Source organism: Chitinophaga niabensis, from assembly GCF_039545795.1.
GTDB lineage: Bacteria > Bacteroidota > Bacteroidia > Chitinophagales > Chitinophagaceae > Chitinophaga > Chitinophaga niabensis_B.
This window is the reverse complement of record NZ_CP154260.1, coordinates 1,485,939-1,512,158: the sequence shown is the minus strand read 5'-3', so window position 1 is coordinate 1,512,158 and position 26,220 is coordinate 1,485,939. Positions and strand designations below refer to the sequence as shown.

Sequence of the window (26,220 nt, the reverse complement as noted above, 5' to 3'; positions counted from 1 at the left end):
AAACAAATTTGCGTTTCTTTGTTAATGGCCTGATTAACAATTGGTAAGGGAACGATCTATAATCGTAATTTTGCCCTAAATCTCTGAAAGCATGCGGAAGAAAAAACGCGAAGAGATCCTTATCAACCGGATTATTGCGCATTGCAACAATGCAGGCATTGATGCAACGAAGCTTTCAATTCTTACCAAACTAGAGACACGGGAAACGAGGAAGCTGCTTGCAAGGGATATAACATTTGTGGGGTTTTACTTATTAAAGGAAATTGCTGATGTGCTAGGGATTTCATATACCGATCTATTATAAAGGAACAATCTTCCCTGGTTTCATTTCTCCAATCAACGCTCTCGGCAACATCAGTAAAAATTCTAACGCCTGCCCATAATCCAACAAATCATACTCCAACCCTAACGCCCTCATATTATCATAGTAAGCCTGGTGATGGTGGTAGTAGTATTTTTCTGATTGTAAAAACCACGCCTTCTCCCCTAACTTTTCAGCAAGAAACCACTTTTCCAGCAATCGTGCACTACGCCCATTACCATCATTCCAGGGATGAATCTTCACAAACACCAAGTGGATCATGCCGGCGTAATAGAAAACCTCTTCAATAGAGAGCTCACTCTTTAACAGCAGATCAATATCAGCATACAGCTTTTCTATTGCATCTTTCACATCAGATGAAGAAGCTGCTACATATGCAATGGCACCATCCTTTCGGGTAATAAGTACATTTTCACTTCTGAACTTGCCTTGGTTTACGACCGGAAGTATATGTTTAGTTAATAAAACATGTGCCTTGGCTAAACTATTACTTTCAAGACGCATTGTCTTTGCAAACTGATACGCTTGGTATAGATCATCTATTTTACAGGTATAAGCGGGTTGATATTCTATGCCAAAGCGCTTATGCTTAACGTAAGAATCCAGTTCAATGGCTTCCCCTTCAATCTTACTGGAATGCACAGCGGCTGAAGAAGCATAAAAGCTGAAATTATCAGAAGAAAGTTCCGCGTCCTTCAACTTTCTAAAAATATGGAGTAACTCAGGTGCTACTATATGAAATTTATACAGATCTAATAAGTCAGAGGAAACTATTTGCATGTTCATAATTCATCAATCAGTTTTGGTAATGAAGTTGGTGAATGCATAGTTCTCACGTCAAAGGAATGGTTACCTTTGAACCTTTGGTGTGAAGGACTCCCGTTGAAAAGGGGCTTTTATTCACCCAAAATATCATGCAGCCTGGCTTTTGCAATAAAGGCAGCCAGGACAGCCAATAAATGCTCCTGATCCTCCCGGCTTAGCTTTTCAAATTGCCGAAGTTCTATGCCTACAGAAGTATTAGAGTCTTCGTCAGCGCTCGTTCCGAAAACTAAATAATCCAAGGAAATCTTTAACTCCTGGGCAATCCTTCCCGCAACAACCACAGATGGGATAATCACATTGTTTTCATACCTGCTTAATACTACTGGGGCAATGCCTACAGCTTTAGCAACATCTTTTTGTTGAAGTTTTTTCTCATTCCGGATTGCGGAGATCCTATCGCCAAAGGTCATATATAATGGTATTATTATACGTTAATTGTAAAATTCAATAAATGATCTATAGGTAAATAGAACGATGAATTTAATGCAAATAATTAACATTTATGCTAATAATATTTGGAAAGAACATGACTTATTGGTATATTTGAATGACAAATATGCTAATTATGGAAATCAAAAAAGACAAACGCCTACTTACAATTGGATATACTGCGGACAGTAGATGGGGCACCACTAGATGGAAACCGGAATACAGAATACCATCATTAAAGCTTGTCGGAAAATGGTTTAAGGAAGCAGGCTTCCAATCCGGGGATATTGTTGAGATAGAAGTTAAACATGGCTGCCTTACGATCAGACCGACAGCTAACAAGTGGGTAATGACTATACCTGAAAAGTGGATGGTGAACGAAAACAATGAACCTATTCCTGGAACAAAATCTAAGTATTAATAATCCTTTAGTATTTTAGTATGGTGAACGTATATACAGATACATCGGTTATCGGCGGCTGTTTTGATGCCGAATTTAATGAATGGAGTTTAGCCCTCTTTGAGGAGTTTAAAGCCGGCACAAAGCAAATTATCCTTTCTGACCTTGTTCTCCTGGAATTGAATATGGCAAGGGAGGAGATCCACTCTAAATTAAAAGAAGTACCTTTACAGCATAGAATTGATCTCGAAACTAATGACGAGGCTATTCAGCTGGCGGAAACATATATTTTGGAGGGCGCCCTTACTAATAAGAGTTACAATGATGCCCTTCACATCGCTTTAGCAACTATTAATAATGCGGAAGTTTTAGCCAGCTGGAATTTTAAACATATTGTAAACCTTGATCGCATTCGGCTTTACAATTCTATTAACCTCCGATTAGGCTACAGATTAATTGAAATTAGAACACCCCGCGAAATATTAAAAGCAGGAGATGATGAAAAAGGATAAAAAATACGATGCTGTTCAGGAAGTCCGCGACATCCGTGAAAAGCTGAGTGTTAAATACTGGCAGCATCCAGAAGAATTAAAGGCAGCCTTGAAAGCAGTTAGGGAAAAGTTTACCGCCTCTCAGAAAAAAAAGAAAACTTAGGTTTTCCGGGGGCCATGGGGCTCACAGCCTTTGGCTTTCCTTTATTCCTCTCCTTTATGTATATCCCTCCCTCAGTTTCCCCCAATTCAGAACAACGCCTAATCTAATTATGACGCTGACCTAAACTCGTAGTTCAGAGTTGCATAACCATATTTATAAAAGAATGTGGGCAAACTCACATTTATGCTGTGGAGGGTGGGGCCACCTACCTTTAAAAGTAATTTCTGCCTGCCACCCTCCACAGCATAAATGCGGCAAGATTATTCAACGCTGAATACGATCAAAAGTAGCCGTTCGCGGCAGTCTTATTCTATAGCTTGGTTTTTAGGGTGCCGGAAATATCTGCAGGACCAGGTCGTCCAGCCTCAACTTATAGCCCATGGATATGTCGCACTCACTTTAGGACATCGATCATCTTAGTTTATGAGACTTTCTGCCGGAGCAAAGGATCTATGCTTCGGCAACCGCTCCCGCCACCACCCGCACGGCGGGTGGCGGACGAAATGGACAGCGGAGGGATTTACGCGTCAGCGTAAAGACCGAAAGCTGGCCGAACGCAGGCTTTAGGGAGGCAGCACCAGGGTAATGTTGTAGGAGCAGATAAACATGGGCATTGGGAATTTGCCTCCCTAAAGCCGGAGAGAGACCTTTTTCCCTTTGTCGGGCCGAGGACTCATAGGGGGACTGCGGGTTTTCCGCCCATCTTCCAGGGATAAGGGGGCTTTGGAAAAACAGGCCGCTTTATGCTAAACTAATAGCGATCCTAAAGTTGAAGAGTGCGACGCAACGGTGGCCCAATTGAAAATATGTCGCTGGGTCCCACCATGTGCTAATTGTTTTATTGTAAGCTGTCAATTGTCCAATATGGAGCATTTCGGTTATATTTATTGAATAATTCCATTTTCATAAAAGACTCTTTATATGAACAATGATTTACAAAAGGCGATAGAGCAACTTCAGGAATTAGATTTACCTCATTTCTTTGAGGAGTTTAAACAGATTAAGGAAATTGTTGAATCATTAAAAAATCAACCGGTACTTAATAATACGAAGATCCATTCGGAAATATCTGATTTTCATAAGAAGATAACGGCTGCTGTAGCGAGTGAAAAGGTTTTCAAAGCGATGGCTCCTTTTGGGGGTTCATCAATTCAAACTGCTATAGCCGCAGCATCTTTGCAAATAGATCAATATTCCAAGACTTTTAAATATCTAACAGAGAAACTAAAAAAATATTAGCTTTCCTACTGAAGAGTATATTTCGGAGACGCTAACGATGTTGGCTATGTACGGTTGGTATATAAATTATAGCTTTCTTCCTAGAGCTACTGGTGAATTAAGGCAGTTTCTTGATGCCAACGAAATTATATTACTGGATCAATATATGGTAGAGAATATTGACGAGATTTACCAGGACCTAAAATGTAGATTATTGAGGCATTATGTTGAACGAAATGGCCCATTAAGTGCAGCCTTCAATGCTCACGAGAAAGGGGAATATTACTTATCTATTCCTGTTTTTTTTGCACAAGTAGATGGTATCTGCAAAGAACATACTGCTGTCTCTTTTTTCTTAAAGGAGAATGAAACTCATTTGCCAAGAGTGCGAAATTGGGTGCTTGCCGAACAAAGGTTTGCGTTTAATAGGGCGATGGCAGCCGCATTATTGGTGAATGGGGGCATTCCAACTTTACTATAAAGATGAAAATAAAATAGAGTTTACTAGGCATTCCATAATGCATGGGGAATATTCCAATTACGGGACTAAGGTAAATTCATATAAAGCATTATCGCTGTTGTTCTATGTTAGTGATCTGTGTGCTCCTAGTGCCCATTAAGGCGGGAATTATTAACTTATAAAAACCTCTTTAATTAGGAGATTAATTATTATAGCATATGGTATCCTTGCTTATTAATGCAAGTTTATTATTTTAAAATTTCGGCTAACGGCAAGGCCCGGCCACTTTTTTTTAGGACAGCAATTGCCAAAATGAACCGGCTACACATATTCTTACTTAGTCTGAGGTCGATTCCGGCAAAGGGTGAAAAATGAAAGTAATTAGACTTTCACAAGTTTAAATGGGCAAACTACAGTTGAAGAGTGCGACGCAATGGTGGCTCAATTAATAACCTGTCGCTGGGCTCCCCTAAATCCGGACAAGTTTTATCTCTTTCTATCCAACTAAAAGTTTAACATTAGATGATAAAAATCTTCTCCATTGTGAAGGAAATACGTCATTTTTAAAGTGAACTATAGAAAGAGATTTGAGAAAAGATAAGCCAATTGCATCCGTTACAAATGGTACTTCTGCTTTGGGCTTACTCATTACCTGCGCAATAAAGGCGTGAAAATCTTCGGGCAATTCAATGCTAGATTCCGCCACCATACTATCTGCAATATTACCTGAGAAGTAAGCAATTTCCGTTTCTTTTGGATCGGTTTCCCAATTGGGATAGGCGGTTTGAAAATTGACGATTTCCTGAAACCTTGACCGTGTTTCGCTGTACATACCTGCATTTCCTACAACGGCCAACATCTCAATAATGGCTAAAATTAACATAGAACCACCATCTTTATATTCGGCAGATTTTTTCCTACTTGCAGCTGTCTCAATCAAAGCGCTTATATTGTCGTTTAACTCAGGCAAGCGATGTCGCATGACCTCAATCATGGCAATACCATCTAATACATGTACCAGGTAATTATTTAGCTGAATGATATCTTCGCCACTACAAAAGGTGTTGCCCATAATATATTCGCTTATCAGGAGTATAGGTCTGGAATGCATATCTAACAATGGTCTTTTACAACCATCATTATTGTCAATAATGGAAAAAAGTGTTTTTATATTATTTCTACGATGTTCTCTAACATTCAGCTCACCATAATCCATATAGTTTCCCATGATGAATTCTTCTAGTCCAAAATAATATATCAACATAGCCAAGTAATCCATTGACCGCAGTGAATAGCCGATGTCTTCAAATGAACCACCTGGTTCAGAAAATAAGCCATCTTCAAGAACTGCGGCCGGTAGTGTCTTTTCATAGTACGCCCTCAATACTTCGTAGTGGGTTTTTAAAAGAGTTTTAAAAACTTCCATTACAGCAGGCTTAGATTGCAATTCATTTTTCAATATCCAAGCCCAAGTGCGCAAAATTAGGTAAGAAGTACCTTTGATGGCAGGTAAAAGATTTTTATTCTCTTTACTATAATGCCATAAAATGTAGCTAATCAAGTTTAAACTAGCAAACATTTTGGTAAAGGAACGTCCTTTAACTTTAATTTGGCCTGATAATAATTTATCTACTAATAGATAAAAATCCTCTAAATTATAGTCCGGCACTTCCATTAGCACTAATGTTCTCTTAAACAAGCGGATACTTTCCTCATCCGTCAACAAGTACTCGCTGAATAAGTGCTCATTAAATTCATCAGTCAACCGATGGATGTCCCAATGTTCAAATTCCCTTTCCCCATCAGCAAAAAGCGAAACAATAAATCCATTAAAAACATCTCTGGCACCTGGCTTAAGAATCCCATTATGAACAAGGATTATTTTCACAGGAAGATCATTAAACCCAGGAATTCCGTTTTGCTCAAATTTGGCGTACTTGGCTGAAACGAGGGAATCTCTGATTCCATCGGTTTTTGCCATGGATGCTTCGGTAATATCCTTATCACTATGGCCTTTTACCTCGAAGTAAAAACGTTTTGCTATCCCGTCCTTGTCCATTCCATAGGCAATGATATCCTTGCCTTGTTGATTGACACCCTTTGTATCTTTAGCAGTTCTTACGATTTTCAAGCCTTTAATACTGAGCAAAATAGGCAATAGTTTGTCCAATTCCTCATCTTCCTTTAAGCTGTTTAAGTATTCCCGGACAATAATATTGTTTGTGAGCATGTTGAAAATTCATTTGACCAGTTAGTGGAATAAAATTCATAGGAAGCATATTCCTGTTTCTCAGGAGATAGAAATACTGTCCGGGGAATGGTAAAAGATACACTATGTCGAGAGAAGGAATGAATCGTTCCATCCGGATGCAGGTACCCACCACCCCTAGCCACAGTAACGCGGTTCACCATCGACAAGAAACTCTTTTTTGGCAAAATAGACTTCTTTTTACCCTCGTATTGTTTAAATTGGGCCTTGGAAAACTGCCGCATTAAAGCTGGATAATCATACCGAGCATCTAATTCACGTATGCCATGTTTTTTGCGCAAATTGCTATACAATTCTTTCAATGCAGCATTTAGCCTTTCTAGGATACCTGTTTTATCCACAAGGGCTTCAATATGCGGAGATAGTTCTTCAATAACCTCTTGTTTATATCCCATCTGCAACTCTTCCAACTTAAAAAGTAATAATTCTTTTACAATATCAGAGGGGGTGGCTAATAAAGGAGAAACATAGGTAATCAGTTCCTTCATATGAACTCTGTCATAGAAAATAGTTATGATAAACTTATACTGTTGCAGTGCATCTAAAGACAATAGATCAAATGTTAAAGACTTTATCTGACGATAGCCATGAAGGGAAAATAGTAATTGATTTCCTCCATATCTTACTGATCCTTCGTCGTGGATCATCATTTGAACAACAGCTGATTCAAACAATGCTGGTTGTTGTGTATGCAACATAATAATGGAGTCTTCAAACGTAGCCGGATTAAATAATAGCCCGTTAATCAGACTATATGCTATTAGAAAGGTAAAATAACCGTTCAAATCTTGATGGGATATATAAAATAAGCCGGTAGGCTGTGAATAAGAAGGTAACCAAGATTCACTTTGTAGTAAGTCAAGCAAAAGTTTAGAATACTGTTGAGTTCTGCTTTTTGAAATGGCCATCAAGAATATAGTCCCATGGACTATATTCTCATTCTCACAGCAGAGCGCATTATTTATGAACTGAAGCAACAGTTGCTCATCTTCTATGGATAGGTCCCTAAAAGTAGTTAGGACATGCGATACTAGTTTAATGACATCCGAATATCCCTTGTCTGCAAATGTAACTATTAAACAACGTTGCTTGATAATTCGAAGATGGTCTACATCTACTATAGGTTCGACTGTTAATAGCACGACAGATATATGGAACTTTACTGGATCATTCAACCATGATACTAGAGTGTCTGTCGAAATCCCTCCTAATTCCCTTAAAACCTGTAGAATAGATGCGCCAAAGTAATCACTTGCTACATGTCCCAATTTACTTAACGCTACTTGTTCTGCATACTTCCAGGCTTCATTGTTTTCTGATAAGTATACTTTAAGCAACTGTTTCAGTTTGTTCCAACCATAGTGATATTCACCAGGATTTGGCCTACCTACTTTTTGATTATAGATATCTAACCAATACAGCAGATCTTCTATATTTAATTGCCAGTTTTTATAGTGGTCAAAAAAAATCCTAAAAAAGGTATGAAAGTGTGGATCATTGGTCTGCATTGCTTCTACATCTATTGCTATTTGATGCAGAGAAGAACGATCTGCCATCAATACCAAAAAGTCAGCCATACCACTGCTGAGGTTAGAATGAGGCGGTTGCCCATTTACCATGAATGGAGACTCCATGGCAAGGTGGAATTCAAATAGGTTTTTTATGTTCGGGGAATAAGTAAATTTCAATTGCTCGCTGAACTTCCTGAATAAACCATAATACATCAATGGCTGATTACCTATACTCCAATCTTTTTCAGCCACGACCATACCATCAACAACCAGCAATCCCTCTTTAATCAGCAGAGGAAAGTGTGCGATGTCAGTAGATTGGAAGCGGATGAGTTTTTTGGCGATGATCCAGTCAAGGAACTGTTTCAATTCTTGCGATAGAGGATCATTGCTTTCATAGCATTTTTGTAGAGATATAATATCGAACTTGGGTATTATCATAAAAAAGACATACACTAAAATAATGAAAATGATCAAATTAATGAGAAATTCGTTATCAGCCGGTGGCCACATGTTGAATTTTAATCTCATTTTCATCAGATACCATATTAAAAATCGGTAATTTCTTAATCTTCATCATTTTTCCTCTATGGATGCCTAGTACTCTCCATTCCTAAATTTGGAAGTAAAGCCGTAATGAACTTATCTTTGTTTCCCACCGATATAACAGATCCTTTTCTATTTTAACATTTAATATTACAATGCGCATGCACCCAGACTATAAGCAATTATTGCAAAAATTCCCCAATGGAGTGATTCCCCAATATCCCATTTATAACTATAATAATAATCCTTCATTAAAACCTGTATTTGATCACGTGTTTGAGTTCCGTAATGATCACTTGCAGTATAAAAGGCAATTGTTGAGTTGGCCTCCCTCGTACCTTTATTTTGTGGATAATCCAACTAAAAATGCTTTTGCAACTACCCGAGCCTATAATAAGGCCATTGCTATTTTTCACGGGTTAGTGGAGAAAATGCATGCATTCTTTCAGTCACAAGAAACCTTGATAAATGATGATGCATTTAATGATGTTCGTGCTGTGCTTAAAAGAACTGGAGAGCCGGCGTTTTTAGCTTTTTTAGAGAATCTATTGTCATTTGCCTATTTTCATGAATATGGCCATTTGGTGCAGGGCCCGCGTCCTCAAAATCCGAACGATACAGAAGATAGTACTGGCACCATAAAAGAATCTGATGTTCCCATGACTCACGCTAGGGAAATAGATGCGGATTGGTTAGCGACTAACTATGTTGCCTGACAGGTTACATTAGCGTTTAAAGATGAGAATGAAAAATGGGAACAGGGTACGCCAGAAGAACTAGAGGCAATGGCAAGTGTCGCTTTATGCGGTAAATTTTGCTTCTTCATTCAATCATCCCAGCGGTATCCAGCATTATATTATGGCGAAACTGAATACCCACACCCACATCCTTTAATTCGCATAGCTTTCATCTCGCAGTTTATGGGTAAAATTATCTGTAAAAACATTCCCGAGGGTATGAAATTTGACGAAAAGGCCGCACTTTCGAAGGCATTGCAAATGGCAGAGCAAATGTTAGCGCCTACTTACGGTGCGGTCCTTTCTAAATTATCCAAGCAATTAGAGGATAATTACGATAAAATAGAAAGCTACGGCAACAAGATAATAGATTTAGCCAAAGCTACCCAGACCATGTGTGTTAACCGTAAGGAAAACCAGCTTTAATTGAGCTAGAGATTATTTGCTATTTTGATGTACAGTATATATTTTTCATGGTATAGGGAACGGATTTATCTGACACCTTCCCGTCTAGAGAATATCTTTTGATTTTCCTTCATCCATGAGCCCCAATCTTCTAAAAATTCCTCTCCTGCATTCTCATACTCAGCATGGATGATGCATGCAACAATGCATCTACAGTCACGCATATTTGTTATGTGCTTGTAGGGGATATTATGGCCATGGATACACTAACTTAGAATTTTTTGGTGTATCCTTATTTGTATCCCTTCAGATTGGATTGGATAGGATTAACTTCATTTCCGAAAAAGAGAAAAGCCGCATAAATCCTACGATCTATGCGGCTTTGAATCTTTTTGCTTTCGCTGTTGTGATTCCGCTGGGACTCGAACCCAGGACCCATACATTAAAAGTGTATTGCTCTACCAACTGAGCTACAGAATCATTCCCGTCATTTTCAATTGGGAGTGCAAAGATATGTATTAAATTATTTTTCCCAAATATTTCACCAACTAAAATTCCTCACTGCTCCAAAACCCGCTCCCCTGCTACTTATTAGCTACAAAAAAAATCTTCCCCCTCAAACCTTCCGGTTGTTTCTTCTTATCATATATATGCAGCGAATAATATTTACCTGCTACCCAATCATCCACCATGTTATCATAAAAAGCACTGCCCGGATTACCACTCTGCCCACCAGGGTAAATACCATAAGCTTTAGTTTCAGGGCCTAGTTCAACCACCATTCTCCAGGAAGGCCCGTGCGTTTTCTTAGTAGCATTGAGGATGTGTGTACCACCGCCCGTATTCAGGCTCATACGGCTCAGTGCAGGCAGGCTGCGTGTAAGATGGCGGATATCTGTACCTCTCCATTTACCGATGGCAAGATTCCCGGCAGCATCTAAAGCAGCAGCAGAATCCGCAGCCGCTTTAAACGATTGAAGAACAATATCAGAAAGTGTTTCGCGAACAGCAGGTGTGCGCACGTTATCTACAAAGCGCATCGAAGAGTCTTTCAGCAGCCATAACACCGTAGTGCGCTGTAAAGGTATTTCTAAAGTAATACTGTCAATAGAAAGTTCATCATCCCATACATCCTTCTGCAATTCCTCTATCCACAGATTAAAGATCGTAGCAGCTTTAGAATCCGGGTTCGCCTCTCCGTTCCAGGCAGCAATGGTCTTAAACTGTTCCTTCTGTTTGGCAGAAAGCGCTACAGGATCCAGAAAATTCGCAAGAAGAGGAATAGCCGTTACAGCAAAGAGGTTCATATTGTCGTTCTGCAACTTCATCATATCCTCCGGGGTAATGCCGTTCATCTCACGCAGTCTTTCATTAGCGCGTTTACCACGGAAGAGATCATATTCTCCGACCAGACGGTAAGGGTATGTGCTATCCGTTGGGCGTTGATTAGCGGAGCTTACAAAGCCTTGTGCAGGGTTGAAGATATGCGGGTTCTCTGCCTGCGGGATATATCCCTGCCAGGCGTAAGTACTATCAGCGCCGGGCATCACAAATTTGCCCTGATCTTTCCAGCGTGCAGGATACTGGCCGTTGTGCCAGATAGCAATATTCCCGTCCTTCCCTGCATAGATAAAGTTCTGCGCGGGACAGGTATAGTGCTTCAATGCTTCCAGGTAATCTTCGTAGTTCTTAGCATGGTTTAAGAGCGCAAAGGTGCGCAGTTCATTAGATTCATCATGCGCTTTCCAACGCACGGCCAGGAAGCCCTGTTTGCCGGTAGAATCCATGAATGTATTATCATACATCACAGGCCCCCATACCGTATAAGCTACAGTATCCATAAAGGGCTCCTCTCCTTTGATCTTGATTTCTTCCACACGCAGATCTGCTTTACGGTATGCGCCGTTGAAGAGATATTCAGTGCGCCCGTTGCGGAAATCCATGCGGTAATAATCCAGCACATCCTCGCTTCCATTGGTTACCGCCCAGCCCATGTGATCATTGAAACCAATGATGATCCCTGGTGCACCAGGCAATGAAGCGCCATACGCATTGAAAGAAGGTGTATGCAGCTGCATCTCATACCATAAGGAAGGGAGACTTAGCCCCAGATGCGGGTCATTGCAGAGGATAACTGCGCCGGATTTAGTTTTACTGCCGGATACCGCCCAGTTATTACTACCGTTATCAGGATCAGGTTTATCTTCTTTGAAACGGAAAAAAGCATCCGTAGCGTGCAATACGCTGTCAGATGGCGCTACCGGAACGAAAGAAGGCGCAGGAAACACAGTCCCCTTTGGAACAATAGGGTCCAGTGTATCAGAGAAATCAGGATACATCTGGTCAAATTCCTTAGCACTGAATAACCGCCGCGCATTCGTAGCCTCCAGGTCCGTATTGTTATAAGCCAGGTCATAGCTCATGTACTTGAGCAACAAAGCCGTTTTAAGGTTCGTCCAGGGCTCAGGTCTGTAACCAAGTAATTTGTATTCCAGGGGCAGATCGCGGTCCCTGAGGCAGTGTATATAAGCATTTACTCCCGCCGTATAGGCATCCCCCTGTGCTTTGGAAGCCGGGTCTTTGGAAATAGCCTCCACAGTCTTTTCTGCAGAAGATACCATGCCCAGCCTGCGCTGGCGGCGGTCGTAAGTGAGCATACGGGGCCCTAAAACCTCACACAGCCGCCCTGCAGCCGCATAAGTTTGCAGCTCCATCTGCCAGAGGCGGTCTTTTGCATGCAGGTACCCCTGCACGAAATAAACATCATTCTCTTTTTCCGCAAATACATGCGGCACCATACGTTCATCCAGCCATACCTCTACCGGGCCGGTAAGCTCTTTAAAAGAAAGACCTGTTTCATGTTTGATGGAAGAACGCTCCGCCTGTTGCCAGAAACCATGCTGCGGGCTCAGGAGCATACCAAATGCAGGTACACTGCCCCATCTGTGATTCAACGCCCATACAAGCGCAATCGTAAGGATTAAGGGTATAAATCTCATACTGGGAATAATCTGTTACTTAGCGAGGGCCAGCGGCGCTTCTTTCAGCACGCATACCTCAATCATTTTTATCCGGATGTCCGAATACATCTCAAAGATCTTCTTTAATAAGGAATATAATTCCTTATAGTTCGAAAACTGAGGTTTCTTCGTACCTCCGAGTTTGGAAAAGGTAGCCCCGGTATGATGGGTGGGGTCAGTGGAAAACATCATTACCACATCTACTACGCCGCCTTCCAGGGACACTTCCAGCCCCGCACTCAGCCCTTTGGCAATGCGGTTCACTTCGCTGTTCTCCAGGATGTACGTAGTGGTTTTGGGATTGTAGGTGGTCCTTGCGAACCCGAACTCGATCAGCATATCCTGCGCTTCGCTGGTGCTGAAGTCCGTAAATGCAGGCTCCGTCTGGTAGTTTCCGGATAAGGTCTGGTACCAGTTTACAAAGTCAAGTCCTTCCAATACTTTTTTAAGAACGGGATTTACTTCCATAGAAACAGGCTTTAGGTAATGAATTCCATGTTAATATACACCTTTTAGCAAATATGTTTGCTATTCATTTTAAATATTAATGGCGGTTATGAGCCGGTCCACGTCCGCAGCGGTATTGAAACTGTGCAGCACCACTCTTAAACGCTCCTGCCCCTTAGGTACAGTGGGATGTAAGATTGCCCGAACATCCAGACCCTCCTGTTGCAAATTGTGCGCCAATTGCCGGGCCTGCTCATTTCCGGGGGCCATTACTACCTGGATGGGCGTTTCGCTGGCTGCCCCGGGAACACCTTTCCGGAACTGAGCGATCAGGGAAGAAAGATGGGAACGCTCCAGGTGCATGTCCGGAAAAATGTCATATGCAGCCAATATTACAGCTATGGCATGCGGTGGCAGCGCAGTGGTATAAATGAAGGAACGGGAGAAATTGATCAGGAAATCTCTCAGCACCGCAGATCCCAGCACGATTGCCCCATGGCAGCCCACGGCTTTCCCAAAAGTATGTACCCGGGCAAAACAGCTCAACCCCAGGGCCTGCATCAGCCCTTCCCCTCTTGGCCCTATTACCCCGGTAGCATGCGCTTCATCTACGATCAGCAGGGCGCCCAGTTTATCGCAAAGGGCAGTGATCTCTTCCAGCGGGGCAGTATCGCCATCCATGGAATAAACGGACTCCACAGCTACGAATACACGGCCGCCTTCTACGGATAAGATCTTCTTTTGCAGATCTTCCACGCTGTTATGAATAAATGAGTAGGAAGTGGCAGCAGATAAACGCACCCCATCCCGGATGGAAGCATGGATCAGCTGATCGTATATAATAGTATCGCCTTTTTGCGGAACGGCAGAAAATAAACCAAGGTTGGCATCGTAACCGGAATTATAGATCAGGCCGGCAGGCGCTTCATGGAACTTTGCCAATACCTGTTCTGCCTGCTCTACGAGTTCGTAATTCCCTGCCAGTAATCTTGAGCCTCCGCTTCCGTGCACCTGTGCCAGTTGACGGCTGATAGTAAGTGCTTCTTCCTGTACACGTTCACTCCGCGCAAGACCCAGGTAATCATTTGAACAGAAATCTATCATGCGCCCAGGCAAACGCAGCTGGCGGAATGCGTGCTGCTCCCTGCGTTTGTTCAATGCTGTTTCCAGAAAGTCTTCTTTTCGCATAATGTCAAAACTAAGTATCTTGTCCCAATATCAAACATAGTATGAGCAGTAAAGTTTCGATCCTTGGATTAAAATTACCATCGGACCCGCGGTGGGTGGACCTGGCAGCAATTTCGCTGGAAGAAGTATTAACGGATCATGCTTTCTGCGAACAAAAAGCAGCTACCTCCTGTATCTCTCTCATTCAACGATATCCGGACAGATCAAAATTAGTGGAAGAACTCGCACCCATTGTTACGGAAGAATGGGGCCATTTCCGCCAGGTACTTGCCGAAATGAAAAAACGCGGCTTCACACTCGGTAAACAACGGAAAGATGAATATGTGAATGAACTGATCTCCTTCCAGGTAAAAGGCGGCTCTCCTGCCGATGTGCTGCTGGACAGGCTGCTGATCTTTGCATTGATCGAAGCCCGCAGCTGTGAGCGCTTCCGCCTCTTAAGCGAAGGCCTTGAAGATGCCTACCTCCGCGAATTCTACCGTAAGTTCATGATCTCCGAAGCAGGGCACTACCGCCTCTTTATCGATCTCGCCAATGAATACCTGCCGGAAGAAAAAGTAAAGAAACGCTGGGCGGAATGGCTGGAATTTGAAGCAGGCATGATCGCTACTCTCAAGGTGCGTGGCGACAGGATGCACTAAAAATGGAAACCCAGGTTTACATACGCTTTTAAATACTGTGCCTGATCACTGTACATCACGGATGCCTCCAGCGGCCCCAGCCTTGTGCTGTAGCCGAATGTAACACCATACCCTGTTACATAATTATATTTTGTTTCAGATACGCCGTTAAAATCATACGCGCCGAAGGATGCCTTGGGTGTGATGAAGATGTTCCTTATTGCTTCATATTGAAAACCAAGTGAAGCAGAGGCCACACTGGAAGTATTCACTTCTCCATGATACAATCCCATAAAAGGTATCTGGTTACGCGTGAAGTCCGTGAGGCCACCGATCAGGAAGTCGTTGGTGATGATCTGGTTATAGTTGAAGTTAAATCCCGCATAACCGTTTACGATCAGGGTAGATCTTTTGGAAAAAGGGAAATAGTAATTCATTTTCAGCAATACGCGCTGGTAGTCGGAGAAATTATAACCCAGGCTGTCTATGTCCTGCGTAACACCTTCCAGCGTTACCCTGAGGTCCGGATTCTGATTATGGATCATGCCGGCTTCAAATTGGATCTCTGCTCCTTTGGTGGGGAACTGTTTGCGGTCCACCGTACTTAAACCATAATATAAAAAGGAATTGAATTGTTTGGTATTGCCGTCCAGCTCCACATAAGGAGAAAGTTTAGGTTTAATGCGGATATACTCCCAGCGGGAACTTACGCCTACTGCCATCACCCGGTTCAGCATGTATTGCAGTTTGGCATCTACCGAGGCATATTTATTCCGGTACTCCTGGATCTTCTTAAAATTATCGTAGAAATTGTAGGGATTGTTTTCGTAATAGGTGCCTACGCCAAAACCAAAGTTCCGCTTGCGCCCCATGTATTTAAAGAACTCTGCCCTGATCCGGGGATTTTCACTGATAGCCACGGTTACATAGGCCCGGGAGTTGGGTACAATGAAGTTACGCTGGGTGAGGTTGATGATAGCACTGGCATTGGTGAAGGTATTATAATGCAGTGCGAACTTCACATAACTAAGCGGGTTCTCTTCCACATCTATTTCCAGCTGGCTGCTGCCATAACCCATGGGGGTAAGGTGATAGGTGATCTGTTTGTAGAAACGGGTACCATATACGTTCAGTACTGCTTCTTCAATCATCTCCGGCGTATAACAACCTCCCGCTTCGAGACCTAAACGGCCACGGAAGAAGTTTTCATCTGAATGCACCAGCCCTTTTATCCTGATCCCGGAGATCTCTACATCCGGCACATTCGGCAGGCGGTTAGCCACCCGTTCTTCTTTGCCATAGATAGCATCCAGCGAATCTGCCATGTGTTTGAAAATGGGATACATCTCCCTTCCTTTCCGTTTTCCCTCTTCAATGATGGAATCCACACTGTTGAAGCTGGCGGCGGAATAATTCTTCAGATCATGATGAATATAGATGTTGGCCAGCTTGCGGGCTTTTACAAAATCATCTGCATCTTTATAAAAACCTAACTGGTAAAGCACATCAAATGGCGTAAGCAGTTCATCTGCGGGCCGGAGGCCATTGCTCACATTGGAGCCGATAATAAAATCAGCGCCCATCTCTTTGGCGGTAACGGAAGGGAAATTACGCACTACCCCGCCATCCACGAGCTTGCGGTTGCCGATCTTCACCGCCGTGAACACGGAAGGGATGGCCATACTGGCACGCATACACGTAACCAGCTCTCCTTTATCGAGCGTCACTATCTCCCCGGTGGCCACATCGGTGGCAATACATTTAAAAGGAATATTGAATTTGGAAAAATCTTTGATGTCCCGCGCGGGCCAGCTGAGTTTTGCCAGCTGCAGCCATAAGCGCTCCCCGGAGATAACACCGGAATTGAGCTTGGGTTTACCATACTCAAAGGGGATCTCCAGCATATAACGGTTGTATTCTGCCCTTTCTTCAAAACTGATATCGTTCAAAACGGGCTGATTGGAGAATAATGTGCCCCAATCCAGCTTTTTGGCAATAATCTCAATGGTATCGCCGGAATAACCGATCGCATACAGGGCGCCTACGATACTGCCCATGCTGGTGCCGGTTACATAATTAACTTTTAAACCTGCACTGTCCAGCGCCTGCAGGATGCCGATATGCGCCAGGCCTTTCGCGCCGCCACCGCTTAAAGTAAGTCCAATGCCCGGCCTGTGGCCCGGCGCCTGCTGCGCGGCCACAAAATAAGGCAGGAAAAGAAGTATGATAATGAATAGTCGAAGCATGCGGGTTTACCGTCCTTGAACAATAATAAAGGTAAAGGTTTTAACGATCCGAAAAACAAACTGTAATCAAAGTGATTTTATTTATTAAAGTATTTCTCTATCTTTTCGGGATAACAATTTCACAATATGAATTTACCGAACCAAAAGCAGAGTATCTGGCAAGTGATATTCGCTTCGTCTGCAGGCACCTTAATAGAATGGTACGACTTCTACATCTTCGGCAGTCTTTCCCTGATATTATCTGAAAAATTCTTCCCGGACACCAATCCCACCCTCTCCTATGTAGCCACCCTGGCCACTTTTGCAGTAGGTTTCATCGTACGCCCTTTCGGCGCCATTGTATTTGGCAGATTGGGTGATATGGTGGGCAGGAAATACACTTTCCTCCTAACCCTTTTGATCATGGGAGGTTCCACTTTTGCTATCGGCCTTATACCCGGGTACGCTACCATAGGGATATTAGCCCCTATCTTAGTGTTGATCCTGCGCCTGGCGCAAGGGCTTGCACTGGGTGGTGAATATGGCGGCGCGGCTACTTATGTGGCAGAACACTCTCCCGCAGGGCGCAGGGGTTACTATACCAGCTTTATTCAAACCACCGCCACACTTGGGTTGTTTGTATCCCTGGGCGTGATCCTGGCCACCCGAACTACCATGAGCGCTGAAAGCTTTAATGAATGGGGATGGCGGATACCTTTCTGGTTAAGTATCCTGCTGGTATTGATGAGCTATTACATCCGTATCAAACTGCATGAATCCCCGCAGTTCGTACAACTGAAAGCAGAAGGTAAAACTTCCAAGAACCCTATTAAGGAGAGCTTCGGTAATAAAGAGAACCTGAAACTGGTATTGCTGGCGCTCTTTGGTGCGGCTATGGGCCAGGGTGTGGTATGGTACACCGGGCAGTTCTATGCTTTATCTTTTTTACAGAACACCATGCACGTGGAGTTCGTGCAATCCAATATCATCATTGCGGTGGCACTGTTCTTCGCTACGCCTTTCTTCATTTACTTCGGCCACCTCTCTGATAAGATAGGCCGGAAAAAAGTAATGATGACAGGAATGCTCATTGCTGCGCTCTCTTACTACCCTATCTATAAAGCGATGGATAATACAACAGACCTGAGCAAAAAAGAAGAGATCAGCAGCGCGTATCGCGTGGAAAGCAGCCTCACCCCGCAGGAAGGCGGAAAGTTCTCGGAAAGGTCTGCCAAGATCCATGTGTATACAGATAGTACCGTGGTAAAAGAGATCACCACTACTTCTGCAGCCGGCAAAGTGGATGTGAAGAAAGAAGTAACCGTAAGTAAGAGCAACCAGGCATGGCTGATCCTGCTTATTTTCATACAGGTGATCTTTGTAACCATGGTATACGGACCAATAGCGGCCTTCCTCGTGGAATTATTCCCTACCCGGATCCGTTATACTTCCATGTCGCTGCCGTATCATATCGGGAATGGCGTGTTTGGTGGATTGTTACCGGCTATCTCTACCCTGCTGGTTACAAAATACAATAACCACCTGGCAGGACTGATCTACCCGATCGGTATTGCATTGATCTGCCTGGTGATAGGATTGATCTTCATTAAAGAAAAGAAAACAGCAGACGGTTTTGCAGAAGTTGCAGACGTTTAAACATAATCATAGCTGGCGTGCCGGAGGGCATGCCAGCTATACTTTCCCTTCAAAATACCCCAGCTCCTCTCCCATTTCTAAAAAAGGATGTGCTGCCACCAGGGCCTTTGTTTTCTTCACATAAGTTTGTAAGAACTGCTGATGCTGCGGCGTTTGCGGGTTAAAAGGACGGTGATGCCTTGCCCTTGTTATTTCCATTACCTGTTGCAGGATCTTCTGCCCTTCCGGACTGATACAGTTGTTGGCAAAGTTATCCCAAACGTAATTGACAGCCAGTTCATTGGGGTGTACAAGGTCTTCCTTGTAAAAACGGTAATCGCGGAGATCGTCTATCACCAGTTCATACGCAGGGAAATAAAAAAGACGGTTGAATTTATTCACCAGGTGATGTACAGCCTGTAACAGGATAGCCTTGCTCAGGTTATTCTCTACCACACCATCCCTTATGTATCTCACCGGGCTCACGGTGAAAAGGATATTCACTTTCCGGTTCTGGAAGAACAGGCGGTGCATCATGTTATCCAATGCAGCAATGATCTCGTTGGCCGTTAATAAACGTTTGTAGAAAGCCTGATCGGGTACTTTATGGCAATTGGCAACAATGCGGTTGTTCTCTTTAAGTGCATAGGCGTGTGCGCTGCCTAAAGTAATGATCAGCCAGTCAGCCTCTTTTAAACGTTTGGCTGCGGCGGCTTGTGAATCGTTGATGGCGTTAAGTACTGTTTCTTTGGAGGCATCTGAAAAACGGGAATGATGGTCCCAGCTGTGCCAGAGGTCTTCATGCAGGAACAGATCCTGTTCGGTATATTCCTTTTCATCCAGGTAGTACTGCATGCTTTGTGCAATGCTCAGCGGATTAAAGAGAATGCCATTGGGATTGATGTTGACGTTAAACTTGTTCTGCCGCAGGCGTGCGCCGATCTCTTCTGCAAAACAGGAACCTGTGAGCAGCAGTTTGTCAGTATATTGAAGAGATGGTTCTATGGGAGCCACCGGAAAGGTTAAGCGGAAGTTCATGCTGCAAAAGTATCGATTTCAGTTAATGCGGAAAACCAGGTTCATGCTGGTATTTCAATCCTTTCTTTTTAATGCCGGAACACCTGATCCGCCAATGCGCCTGCCTGCATGAGCTTTTCTATGCTGAAAGGAAGAGGGATGTTCCGCTTCTGGCAAAAGGCAGCGAGGTTTTCTGTGGCAATGTTGCCTACCAGGTCGTCCTGCGCCATGGGGCAGCCTCCTATTCCGCGCAATGCACTGTCGAACCGGCGGCAGCCGTTGTCGTAGGCGGCGGCGATCTTTTCTTCCCAGGCCTGCGGGGTGGAATGAAAATGTGCGCCGAATTCAATCTCCGGGTAAGCAGGGATCAGATGCGAGAAGAGTTTGGAAATATTCTCCGGGTTGGCTACGCCTACTGTATCTGCCAGGGAAATGATGGGAATGTTCAGTTCTGCGAAAGCATTGGCCCAGTGCAGTACCACATCTGTATCATACGGATCGCCATATGGATTACCGAAGCCCATGGAGATATAGATCACCAGTTGTTTGCTGTTCTTCACGCAAAGCTCCTGGATGGTCTGCACTTCCTCCATGGATTCCGCGATGGTTTTATTGGTATTGCGGAGCTGGAAGGTTTCTGAAATGGAAAAGGGAAAACCGAGGAAGTTCACCGCCTCGTGAGATACGGCATCTTCCGCTCCCCGCACATTGGCCACAATGGCCAGTAATTTGGTTTTGGATGAAGGAAGAATGCCTTTGAGCACAGCGGCGGTATCCGCCATCTGCGGAATGGCTTTAGCAGACACAAAGCTGCCGAAGTCCAGGGTATCAAATCCTACTTCCAGCAAGCTGTTCAGGTAACTGATCTTTTCTTCTGTTGGTATCTGCTGCGGCCACCCTTGCATGGCGTCCCGCGGACATTCAATGAATTTGATCATATCCGTTGCTATTTTATCGGCAAATTAACCCTTTACGGCCATACGGTGACGCATGGCTTCGAACAGGATGATCCCTGCCGCTACCGATACGTTAAACGACTCAAAATCATTCTGCATGGGAATATAGAACTGCTGGTCCGATGCTTTGAGCAAAGCGGGGTACACCCCTTTGTCCTCAGACCCCATGATCACCGCTATCGGCTCCTGCCAGGGCAGGTCAAATAAGGCTGTTTTGGATTCCATTTCACTGGCCATCACCTTAATACCGTTGAGGTGCAGGGTGTCTATGGCCTTCAGCAGACTGTCCACCCGGCAAACGGAGATCCTTTCCAGGGCACCGGCGGAAGATTTAAGGGCTTCTTCATTCAGGGCAGCAATGCCCCTGTCTGGTATAATAATGCCATGGGCGCCGCAACAAACGGCGCTGCGGGCAATGGCGCCTATATTCCGCACATCCGTGATCCCGTCCAGGATCAGGAACAAGGGTGTTTCTCCTTTTTCTACTACATGAGAAATAACGTCCTGGAGGTCCAGGTAGGCTACTTTAGCCGTTACTGCTATCACGCCCTGGTGGTTGGCCTGTGTTAAACCGTTCAGTTTCTCCATCGGTACAGTGTTGATGGGCACTTTCAGTGAGGCAGCCAGCTGGCGGATCTGGGGAATAATGTCTCCCGTTGCGGATTTCAGTAAAAATATGCGTTCAATGGGCTTCCCGGCCTTCATGGCTTCCAGCAATGGCTGGCGGCCTATGATCAGCGAAGATTGTTTCGGCTTGGGAGGCGATGGCTTAAATCGATTGTTCATCGCGGCAAAGATAAAGCATCAAAGCTCACCTTCCAGCATCATGAGCTTAATCTTTTGGATAGCGGCAATAGAGAGGGAATCTGTTATCTCATGGTTTTTCACCATCTGGTACGCTTTTTCGAAGTGTACTTTCTGTACCAGCAGCTGTTCCGTTTCCTCCGGCTGGGCTTCAAACTGCTCTAATCCCTGTGCCAGGTATACAATGCCGAACTCGTCACTCACGGAATTGGATAGATGCATCTGGATGAGCATGGTCCAGTCCTGCGCTACCAGCCCGGTTTCTTCCAGCAGTTCCCTTTTGGCAGTTGCCAGGGGATCTGTTCCCAGGGGGCAACCACCTTCGGGTATTTCCCAGCTGAAAGCCTCCAGCGGAAAACGGTACTGCCCTACCAGGTAAAGCTGCTGATCTGTATCCAGCGCTACCACGCCAATGGCCAGGTTCTTGAAATGTACCACCCCGTAAATGCCGGCCCCACCGGAGGGGTTCAGCACCTGGTGTTCGGTCACACGGATCCATTTGTTCTCATAGGGAACGGCGGAATCGAGGATCTGCCAGGGATTCTGTTGTATGTTCATCGCACAAATATGCATAAAAAAAAGTGAGAACACAACGAGGTGTTCTCACTTATACGGGTCTATATATGGTTAAATGGAGAGGTAATAATAGTAGAATTCATCGTCCCGCTTAAAGCCGGTATCCTCGTACAGGGCCTGTGCAGTGATATTGTCCGTATGCGTTTGCAGCATAATGTACCTTGCGTTGGTCAGCTCTCCCAATGCCCTGGATGCGGCGATCAGTCCGCGTGCCGCGCCTATCCTTCTGTGCGCAGGGTCTACAAAGAGATCGTTCAGGATCCAGGCTTTTTTCATACCAATGGAAGAAAATACAGGGTATAATTGGGTGAAGCCTACTACTTCATCGTTATAGAGGGCCACAAATATTTCGCTTTCCCCTTTCTCCAGTCTTTCTTTGAGATAAGCTTTTGCGCCCTGCAGGTCTGAGGCCTGCTCATAATGCTGGCGGTAAGCATCAAACAGTTCTGCCAGCCGGGGCAGATGGGCGGCAGTTGCTTTAGTAATTTGCATGTACAGGAAATATTTGAGCCAGGTGATGGTTCAGGTGACGCAGGTAATCTTCTGCAATGTATTGTAAGGACACAGGGGCATTAGGCCCTATCACACAGATGTGCTGCAAAGCCCTGGCCGGTATGAGTGGCAGGATGCGTACAATGTGCAGGTTCTGTATGCGCCAGATGTTGATGATCTCTTTCCAGTCTGTTCGCTGATAAGCCCGTACCTCTACCCAGAAATCCTGGTTATAACCCGGCAGTTCCACGTACTCCGCATGCTGCGCTCTCACAAAGCGGGTATAGTTATTCACGGCAGAATCTATAAGGTGACCGAGTATTTCTTTTTTGCTCCATTTGGAAGGCAGCCTTTTTTCGCTGGCTTCTTCTTCTGAAAAGCGAAGAAGTTTTTCGGTGGTAGCTTCCACCACTTCCCAGAGTTTTTTGCTCAGGTCTCCCAGCGGCGGCTTTTCTAACGCGATGGCCATTTTGATATTACATCTTTCATAACCGCCTTTCTCCAGCTCCACTTCTTCAAATCCCAGCTTGCGGTACATATTGATAGCAGTGGCCTGTTTGGTGTTGGAATATAATACCATGCGGCTGAAACCGGCTTCCGCAGCACGCAGTAATAAAGTGCAGCCCAGCAGCCAGCCCAGTTTACGGCCCTGGAAGCTTTCATCCACGGCCATCTTCGTCATCTCTACTGTATCTTCATTCAATTGCTTATATGCAACGGTACCGGCTATTTTATCATCCACCGCTACAAAGATGATATCTCCGCCATGGTTGATGATATGTTCCTCCGGATTGCCCAGCACGGCAATGTCTATCGGCTCTAATGTGTAATCCTTTTTGATCCAGGCACTGTTCAGCTGCTCAAAATCTTTCTGATAGGCAGGATGCCAGGATAAGATGCGGATGTCATTTGCTTCGTTCATAACTTTTGTTCTTGTTAAAGGCATTGTTCACGAGATATACACCTAACAGGGTAACCAGGCAGGATGCACCGATCATCCAGTTGAGCTTTTCACTCAGGATGAGCCAGCCCAGTACCACCGCCACAATGGGGTTCACGTACGCATAAATGGAAACAAGTGAAGGCGGCAGATTGTTAAGTGCAAAAACGTAAGCGGAATACCCTAATAAAGATCCTATAAAAATGAGGTATAATAAACTTCCCCATAGCTCACCTGTGAAACTGGAAGATTGCAGATGCTGCCCTGTAACTACAGCTATCAGCAACATCACCAATCCGCTGAATAACATCTGGAACCCTGCGCCATACAGGTAATTCACTCCCAGCGCCCATTTGGCCGTGAGCACGGAACCCAGTGCCCAGAATACACAGGCCACTACAATGAGGATCACGCCTAAACGGTATTCCGGGTTCATCAGTTCTTTGAGATGATCGTAAAAGATACCACCGATGCCGATCATACCTATCACCATCCCTAAAACCAGCTGAACGGAGATCTTTGTTTTTTGTACCAGGAAGTAACTGAAGACGGTGATCCATATGGGAACGGTGGCGGCTATGATAGCGCCCATTCCGCTGGGAATGTATTGCATGGCCCAGGTCATGAGCCCGTTACTGCCGCACAACATCAGCACCCCTATTACAAACAGCCTGGAGAGGATAGGCAGTTCCGGTAACTTATATCCTCTTAACATAAAGAAACCAACCAGTATAACACCAGCCGCAGTTTGCCGCAGGCCTGCCAGCATAATACCATGCATGTGCTGTACACCAATGCGCGATGCCAGGTAAGTGGTTCCCCAGAAAAAACTAACTATGATCAACGCCAGGTAGGCGCTTGTATTTGACTTCTTCATGATGGAGCTTTGCTTTCGATACGGTTAATGATAAACTGCAACGGGTAGATACCCATTGCCACTTACTAATATCAACCTCTAAAATCAATTATTATCTACGATGGCAGATAAATCAGCTATTTCAGCGGCTACAGTTTCCAGTTCTGCCACAACTTTGTCGATATCCTGATCCGTGGTGCGCCAGTTCACGAGAGCTGCCCTGATAGCAGGTGTTCCCTTGTAATTGGTTGGCGTAACATACACCACGCCCCGCTTGACAAGTTTTTGCAGAAAGAGGTTCACATGTTCCTGTAACATTCGCTGCGAATGGTTCAGTGTAAAGCAGACAACGCACAACCGCACAGGTGCCAGCAAGTGAAAGCGCTCACTCTTAGCGAGTCGCTCTCCTAATTGCTGGGCGAGGCGGATATTGGTTTCTACCATATCTCTGTAACCTTCGGCCCCATATGCTTTCAAAGAGAACCACGCTGGAAGCGAGCGCAATCGTCGTGAGTTCTCCGGGGCATAATTAATGTAATTAAAATTCGCTTCGGGGTCGCCGAGATAAGCGGCGCCCGCATTCTGGAATACGGATAACTGTAACAATGGATGCCGGGTGAAAACCATTGCGGAATCGTATGGTACGTTCAGCCACTTGTGGGCATCAATCGTAATACTGTCCGCGCCTTCCCAGCCCTTCAACAAGTGTTTGTAACGTGGGCTTACAGCAGCAAAGCCACCGAATGCCGCATCTATATGTAACCAGAAATGATGTTCTTTCTTTAAAGCAACGATGGCGGCGATATCATCGAAGTCTACCGTATTCACGGTACCTGCGTTGGCCACGTAAATGAAAGGCTGTGCAGGATGTGCTGCTATCCACGCTTTCAGGGCATTCACATCTACTGCTTCGCGTTCAGCCAATACCGGTAATTTTACGAGTGCATTGCGGCCAAGGCCCAGCATACTGAGTGCTTTGGCAATGCTGGAATGTGGTGTTCCGCTGAGGATAGTCACCTCTTTTAACGCTGCTGCTCCTTCCTCTCCTACATCTACCCCTTGCTGAATACCCAGCCATTGCCGCGCAGTGGCCAGTGCTGTGAAGTTGGACATGGTAGCACCACTCACAAAACATCCCAGGAAATCTTCCGGTATATTGAATAATTGTTTCAGCAGGTTCAGTGTTTCTGATTCAATGTTGTAAGAAACGGCTGTTTTGTCTCCGGGGTTCATATCAAATGTACCCGCCAGCCAGTCTCCTGCCAGTGCTGCAGGCGTAACACCACCCGTTACAAAGCCGAAATAACGCGGCCCTGCATTGCCTGTCAGATGATCTCCATACTTATTGTCAAACAGCTCCAATGCTGCTGCAGTACCGATACCTTTCTCCGGAAGTAAAGACGCCGGGAATGCAGGCAGCATACCACTGACGGGCAACTCATTCATCTGCTGTAAAAAATCAGAAGCATACCCTGCCGTTTGCGTTAAGAGTTCGTTTATTTCTGCGAGGTCCTGGCGGAAAGTTGCATTCATGTCAGTTAGGTTTGGAGGTCTGTAATGACGCAACAAAATTCCAACATTTCCACTAAATAAAACAGATTCAGTTTTGGGAATTTTGACCAGATCAGATGGGTTGATCAAGAATAATTATCCATGACGAATGCGTTT

General features: G+C 44.5%; 26 protein-coding genes and 1 tRNA gene. 10 read left to right on the top strand and 17 right to left on the bottom strand.

The window, feature by feature from the left end; all coding sequences use genetic code 11:
* Nucleotides 1-91: 91 nt before the first annotated feature.
* On the top strand, nucleotides 92-304 hold the full coding sequence (locus AAHN97_RS06365) for a hypothetical protein (RefSeq protein WP_343306719.1): 213 nt from the start codon (nucleotides 92-94) through the stop codon (nucleotides 302-304).
* Here the strand turns inward: AAHN97_RS06365 and AAHN97_RS06360 are convergent.
* Complete coding sequence (locus AAHN97_RS06360) at nucleotides 299-1,108, bottom strand: Fic family protein (protein WP_343306718.1); 810 nt, start codon at nucleotides 1,106-1,108, stop codon at nucleotides 299-301. The two genes, AAHN97_RS06365 and AAHN97_RS06360, sit on opposite strands and share 6 nt — an antisense overlap.
* 110 nt (nucleotides 1,109-1,218) lie before the next feature.
* Nucleotides 1,219-1,557, bottom strand: a complete 339-nt coding sequence (locus AAHN97_RS06355) for a helix-turn-helix domain-containing protein (RefSeq protein ID WP_343306717.1) — start codon at nucleotides 1,555-1,557, stop codon at nucleotides 1,219-1,221.
* Between the two features lie 155 nt (nucleotides 1,558-1,712).
* On the opposite strand from AAHN97_RS06355, the gene AAHN97_RS06350 reads away from it, so the two are divergent.
* From AAHN97_RS06350 to AAHN97_RS06330, 5 genes are all read left to right on the top strand, one after another.
* Nucleotides 1,713-1,997, top strand: a complete 285-nt coding sequence (locus AAHN97_RS06350; RefSeq protein ID WP_343306716.1) for a SymE family type I addiction module toxin — start codon at nucleotides 1,713-1,715, stop codon at nucleotides 1,995-1,997.
* Nucleotides 1,998-2,017: 20 nt separating this feature from the next.
* Complete coding sequence (locus AAHN97_RS06345) at nucleotides 2,018-2,488, top strand: hypothetical protein (protein WP_343306715.1); 471 nt, start codon at nucleotides 2,018-2,020, stop codon at nucleotides 2,486-2,488.
* Nucleotides 2,472-2,630: a hypothetical protein gene (locus AAHN97_RS06340; protein ID WP_343306714.1), complete on the top strand. Its 159-nt coding sequence runs from the start codon at nucleotides 2,472-2,474 to the stop codon at nucleotides 2,628-2,630. The genes AAHN97_RS06345 and AAHN97_RS06340 overlap by 17 nt, the downstream gene beginning before the upstream one ends.
* 921 nt (nucleotides 2,631-3,551) lie before the next feature.
* On the top strand, nucleotides 3,552-3,869 hold the full coding sequence (locus AAHN97_RS06335) for a hypothetical protein (RefSeq protein WP_343306713.1): 318 nt from the start codon (nucleotides 3,552-3,554) through the stop codon (nucleotides 3,867-3,869).
* Nucleotides 3,870-3,915: 46 nt separating this feature from the next.
* Complete coding sequence (locus AAHN97_RS06330) at nucleotides 3,916-4,329, top strand: hypothetical protein (protein WP_343306712.1); 414 nt, start codon at nucleotides 3,916-3,918, stop codon at nucleotides 4,327-4,329.
* A gap of 475 nt (nucleotides 4,330-4,804) precedes the next feature.
* On the opposite strand, the gene AAHN97_RS06325 is transcribed toward AAHN97_RS06330, so the two are convergent.
* Nucleotides 4,805-6,538, bottom strand: a complete 1,734-nt coding sequence (locus AAHN97_RS06325; protein WP_343306711.1) for a hypothetical protein — start codon at nucleotides 6,536-6,538, stop codon at nucleotides 4,805-4,807.
* Nucleotides 6,502-8,625, bottom strand: coding sequence for a hypothetical protein (locus AAHN97_RS06320; protein WP_343306710.1), 2,124 nt, complete (start codon nucleotides 8,623-8,625; stop codon nucleotides 6,502-6,504). Before AAHN97_RS06320 ends, AAHN97_RS06325 begins: the two co-directional genes overlap by 37 nt.
* A gap of 170 nt (nucleotides 8,626-8,795) precedes the next feature.
* Between AAHN97_RS06320 and AAHN97_RS06315 the strand changes: the two genes are divergently transcribed.
* Together AAHN97_RS06315 and AAHN97_RS06310 are read left to right on the top strand one after the other, a co-directional pair.
* Entirely contained in the window at nucleotides 8,796-9,350 is a 555-nt protein-coding gene (locus AAHN97_RS06315; RefSeq protein WP_343306709.1) for a hypothetical protein, read from the top strand.
* Between the two features lie 69 nt (nucleotides 9,351-9,419).
* The gene (locus tag AAHN97_RS06310; RefSeq protein ID WP_343306708.1) at nucleotides 9,420-9,797 is read left to right on the top strand and encodes a hypothetical protein; all 378 of its coding nucleotides are present in this window, start codon (nucleotides 9,420-9,422) and stop codon (nucleotides 9,795-9,797) included.
* A gap of 386 nt (nucleotides 9,798-10,183) precedes the next feature.
* Here AAHN97_RS06310 and AAHN97_RS06305 read toward each other — a convergent pair.
* The 4 genes from AAHN97_RS06305 to AAHN97_RS06290 all read right to left on the bottom strand — a co-directional run bounded on the left by AAHN97_RS06305 (nucleotide 10,184) and on the right by AAHN97_RS06290 (nucleotide 14,431).
* Nucleotides 10,184-10,256 (bottom strand) — tRNA-Lys (locus tag AAHN97_RS06305).
* A 104-nt stretch (nucleotides 10,257-10,360) separates the two neighbouring features.
* Nucleotides 10,361-12,775 (bottom strand): penicillin acylase family protein, encoded by a 2,415-nt coding sequence (locus tag AAHN97_RS06300; protein ID WP_343306707.1) that lies wholly within the window; start codon nucleotides 12,773-12,775, stop codon nucleotides 10,361-10,363.
* A gap of 15 nt (nucleotides 12,776-12,790) precedes the next feature.
* Complete coding sequence (locus AAHN97_RS06295) at nucleotides 12,791-13,264, bottom strand: hypothetical protein (protein ID WP_343306706.1); 474 nt, start codon at nucleotides 13,262-13,264, stop codon at nucleotides 12,791-12,793.
* 69 nt (nucleotides 13,265-13,333) lie between these two features.
* Nucleotides 13,334-14,431, bottom strand: a complete 1,098-nt coding sequence (locus AAHN97_RS06290; protein ID WP_343306705.1) for an aminotransferase class I/II-fold pyridoxal phosphate-dependent enzyme — start codon at nucleotides 14,429-14,431, stop codon at nucleotides 13,334-13,336.
* A gap of 41 nt (nucleotides 14,432-14,472) precedes the next feature.
* Here AAHN97_RS06290 and AAHN97_RS06285 point away from each other — a divergent pair, with 41 nt between their 5' ends.
* Complete coding sequence (locus AAHN97_RS06285) at nucleotides 14,473-15,072, top strand: tRNA-(ms[2]io[6]A)-hydroxylase (protein WP_343306704.1); 600 nt, start codon at nucleotides 14,473-14,475, stop codon at nucleotides 15,070-15,072.
* Here AAHN97_RS06285 and AAHN97_RS06280 read toward each other — a convergent pair.
* Nucleotides 15,069-17,297 carry a patatin-like phospholipase family protein gene (locus AAHN97_RS06280; RefSeq protein ID WP_343306703.1) on the bottom strand — a complete coding sequence of 743 codons (2,229 nt, stop codon included), beginning with the start codon at nucleotides 17,295-17,297 and terminating at the stop codon, nucleotides 15,069-15,071. The genes AAHN97_RS06285 and AAHN97_RS06280 overlap by 4 nt on opposite strands.
* Before the next feature lie 126 nt (nucleotides 17,298-17,423).
* On the opposite strand from AAHN97_RS06280, the gene AAHN97_RS06275 reads away from it, so the two are divergent.
* Nucleotides 17,424-18,932 carry an MFS transporter gene (locus AAHN97_RS06275; RefSeq protein ID WP_343306702.1) on the top strand — a complete coding sequence of 503 codons (1,509 nt, stop codon included), beginning with the start codon at nucleotides 17,424-17,426 and terminating at the stop codon, nucleotides 18,930-18,932.
* Between the two features lie 36 nt (nucleotides 18,933-18,968).
* On the opposite strand, the gene AAHN97_RS06270 is transcribed toward AAHN97_RS06275, so the two are convergent.
* The 8 genes from AAHN97_RS06270 to AAHN97_RS06235 all read right to left on the bottom strand — a co-directional run bounded on the left by AAHN97_RS06270 (nucleotide 18,969) and on the right by AAHN97_RS06235 (nucleotide 26,085).
* Nucleotides 18,969-19,949, bottom strand: a complete 981-nt coding sequence (locus tag AAHN97_RS06270) for a GSCFA domain-containing protein (RefSeq protein ID WP_343306701.1) — start codon at nucleotides 19,947-19,949, stop codon at nucleotides 18,969-18,971.
* 68 nt (nucleotides 19,950-20,017) lie between these two features.
* Entirely contained in the window at nucleotides 20,018-20,866 is an 849-nt protein-coding gene (locus AAHN97_RS06265; protein WP_343306700.1) for a hydroxymethylglutaryl-CoA lyase, read from the bottom strand.
* Between the two features lie 24 nt (nucleotides 20,867-20,890).
* On the bottom strand, nucleotides 20,891-21,670 hold the full coding sequence (gene rlmB / locus AAHN97_RS06260) for a 23S rRNA (guanosine(2251)-2'-O)-methyltransferase RlmB (RefSeq protein WP_343306699.1): 780 nt from the start codon (nucleotides 21,668-21,670) through the stop codon (nucleotides 20,891-20,893).
* 18 nt (nucleotides 21,671-21,688) lie between these two features.
* Nucleotides 21,689-22,246, bottom strand: a complete 558-nt coding sequence (locus AAHN97_RS06255; RefSeq protein WP_343306698.1) for an NUDIX hydrolase — start codon at nucleotides 22,244-22,246, stop codon at nucleotides 21,689-21,691.
* Nucleotides 22,247-22,315: 69 nt separating this feature from the next.
* Complete coding sequence (locus AAHN97_RS06250) at nucleotides 22,316-22,756, bottom strand: GNAT family N-acetyltransferase (protein ID WP_343306697.1); 441 nt, start codon at nucleotides 22,754-22,756, stop codon at nucleotides 22,316-22,318.
* Nucleotides 22,743-23,678 (bottom strand): GNAT family N-acetyltransferase, encoded by a 936-nt coding sequence (locus AAHN97_RS06245; RefSeq protein WP_343306696.1) that lies wholly within the window; start codon nucleotides 23,676-23,678, stop codon nucleotides 22,743-22,745. The genes AAHN97_RS06250 and AAHN97_RS06245 overlap by 14 nt, the downstream gene beginning before the upstream one ends.
* A complete protein-coding gene (locus tag AAHN97_RS06240) occupies nucleotides 23,662-24,573 on the bottom strand; it encodes an EamA family transporter (RefSeq protein WP_343306695.1) in 912 nt (303 codons plus the stop codon). The genes AAHN97_RS06245 and AAHN97_RS06240 overlap by 17 nt, the downstream gene beginning before the upstream one ends.
* An 84-nt stretch (nucleotides 24,574-24,657) precedes the next feature.
* Nucleotides 24,658-26,085 (bottom strand): pyridoxal phosphate-dependent decarboxylase family protein, encoded by a 1,428-nt coding sequence (locus AAHN97_RS06235; RefSeq protein ID WP_343306694.1) that lies wholly within the window; start codon nucleotides 26,083-26,085, stop codon nucleotides 24,658-24,660.
* Nucleotides 26,086-26,220: the final 135 nt, after the last annotated feature.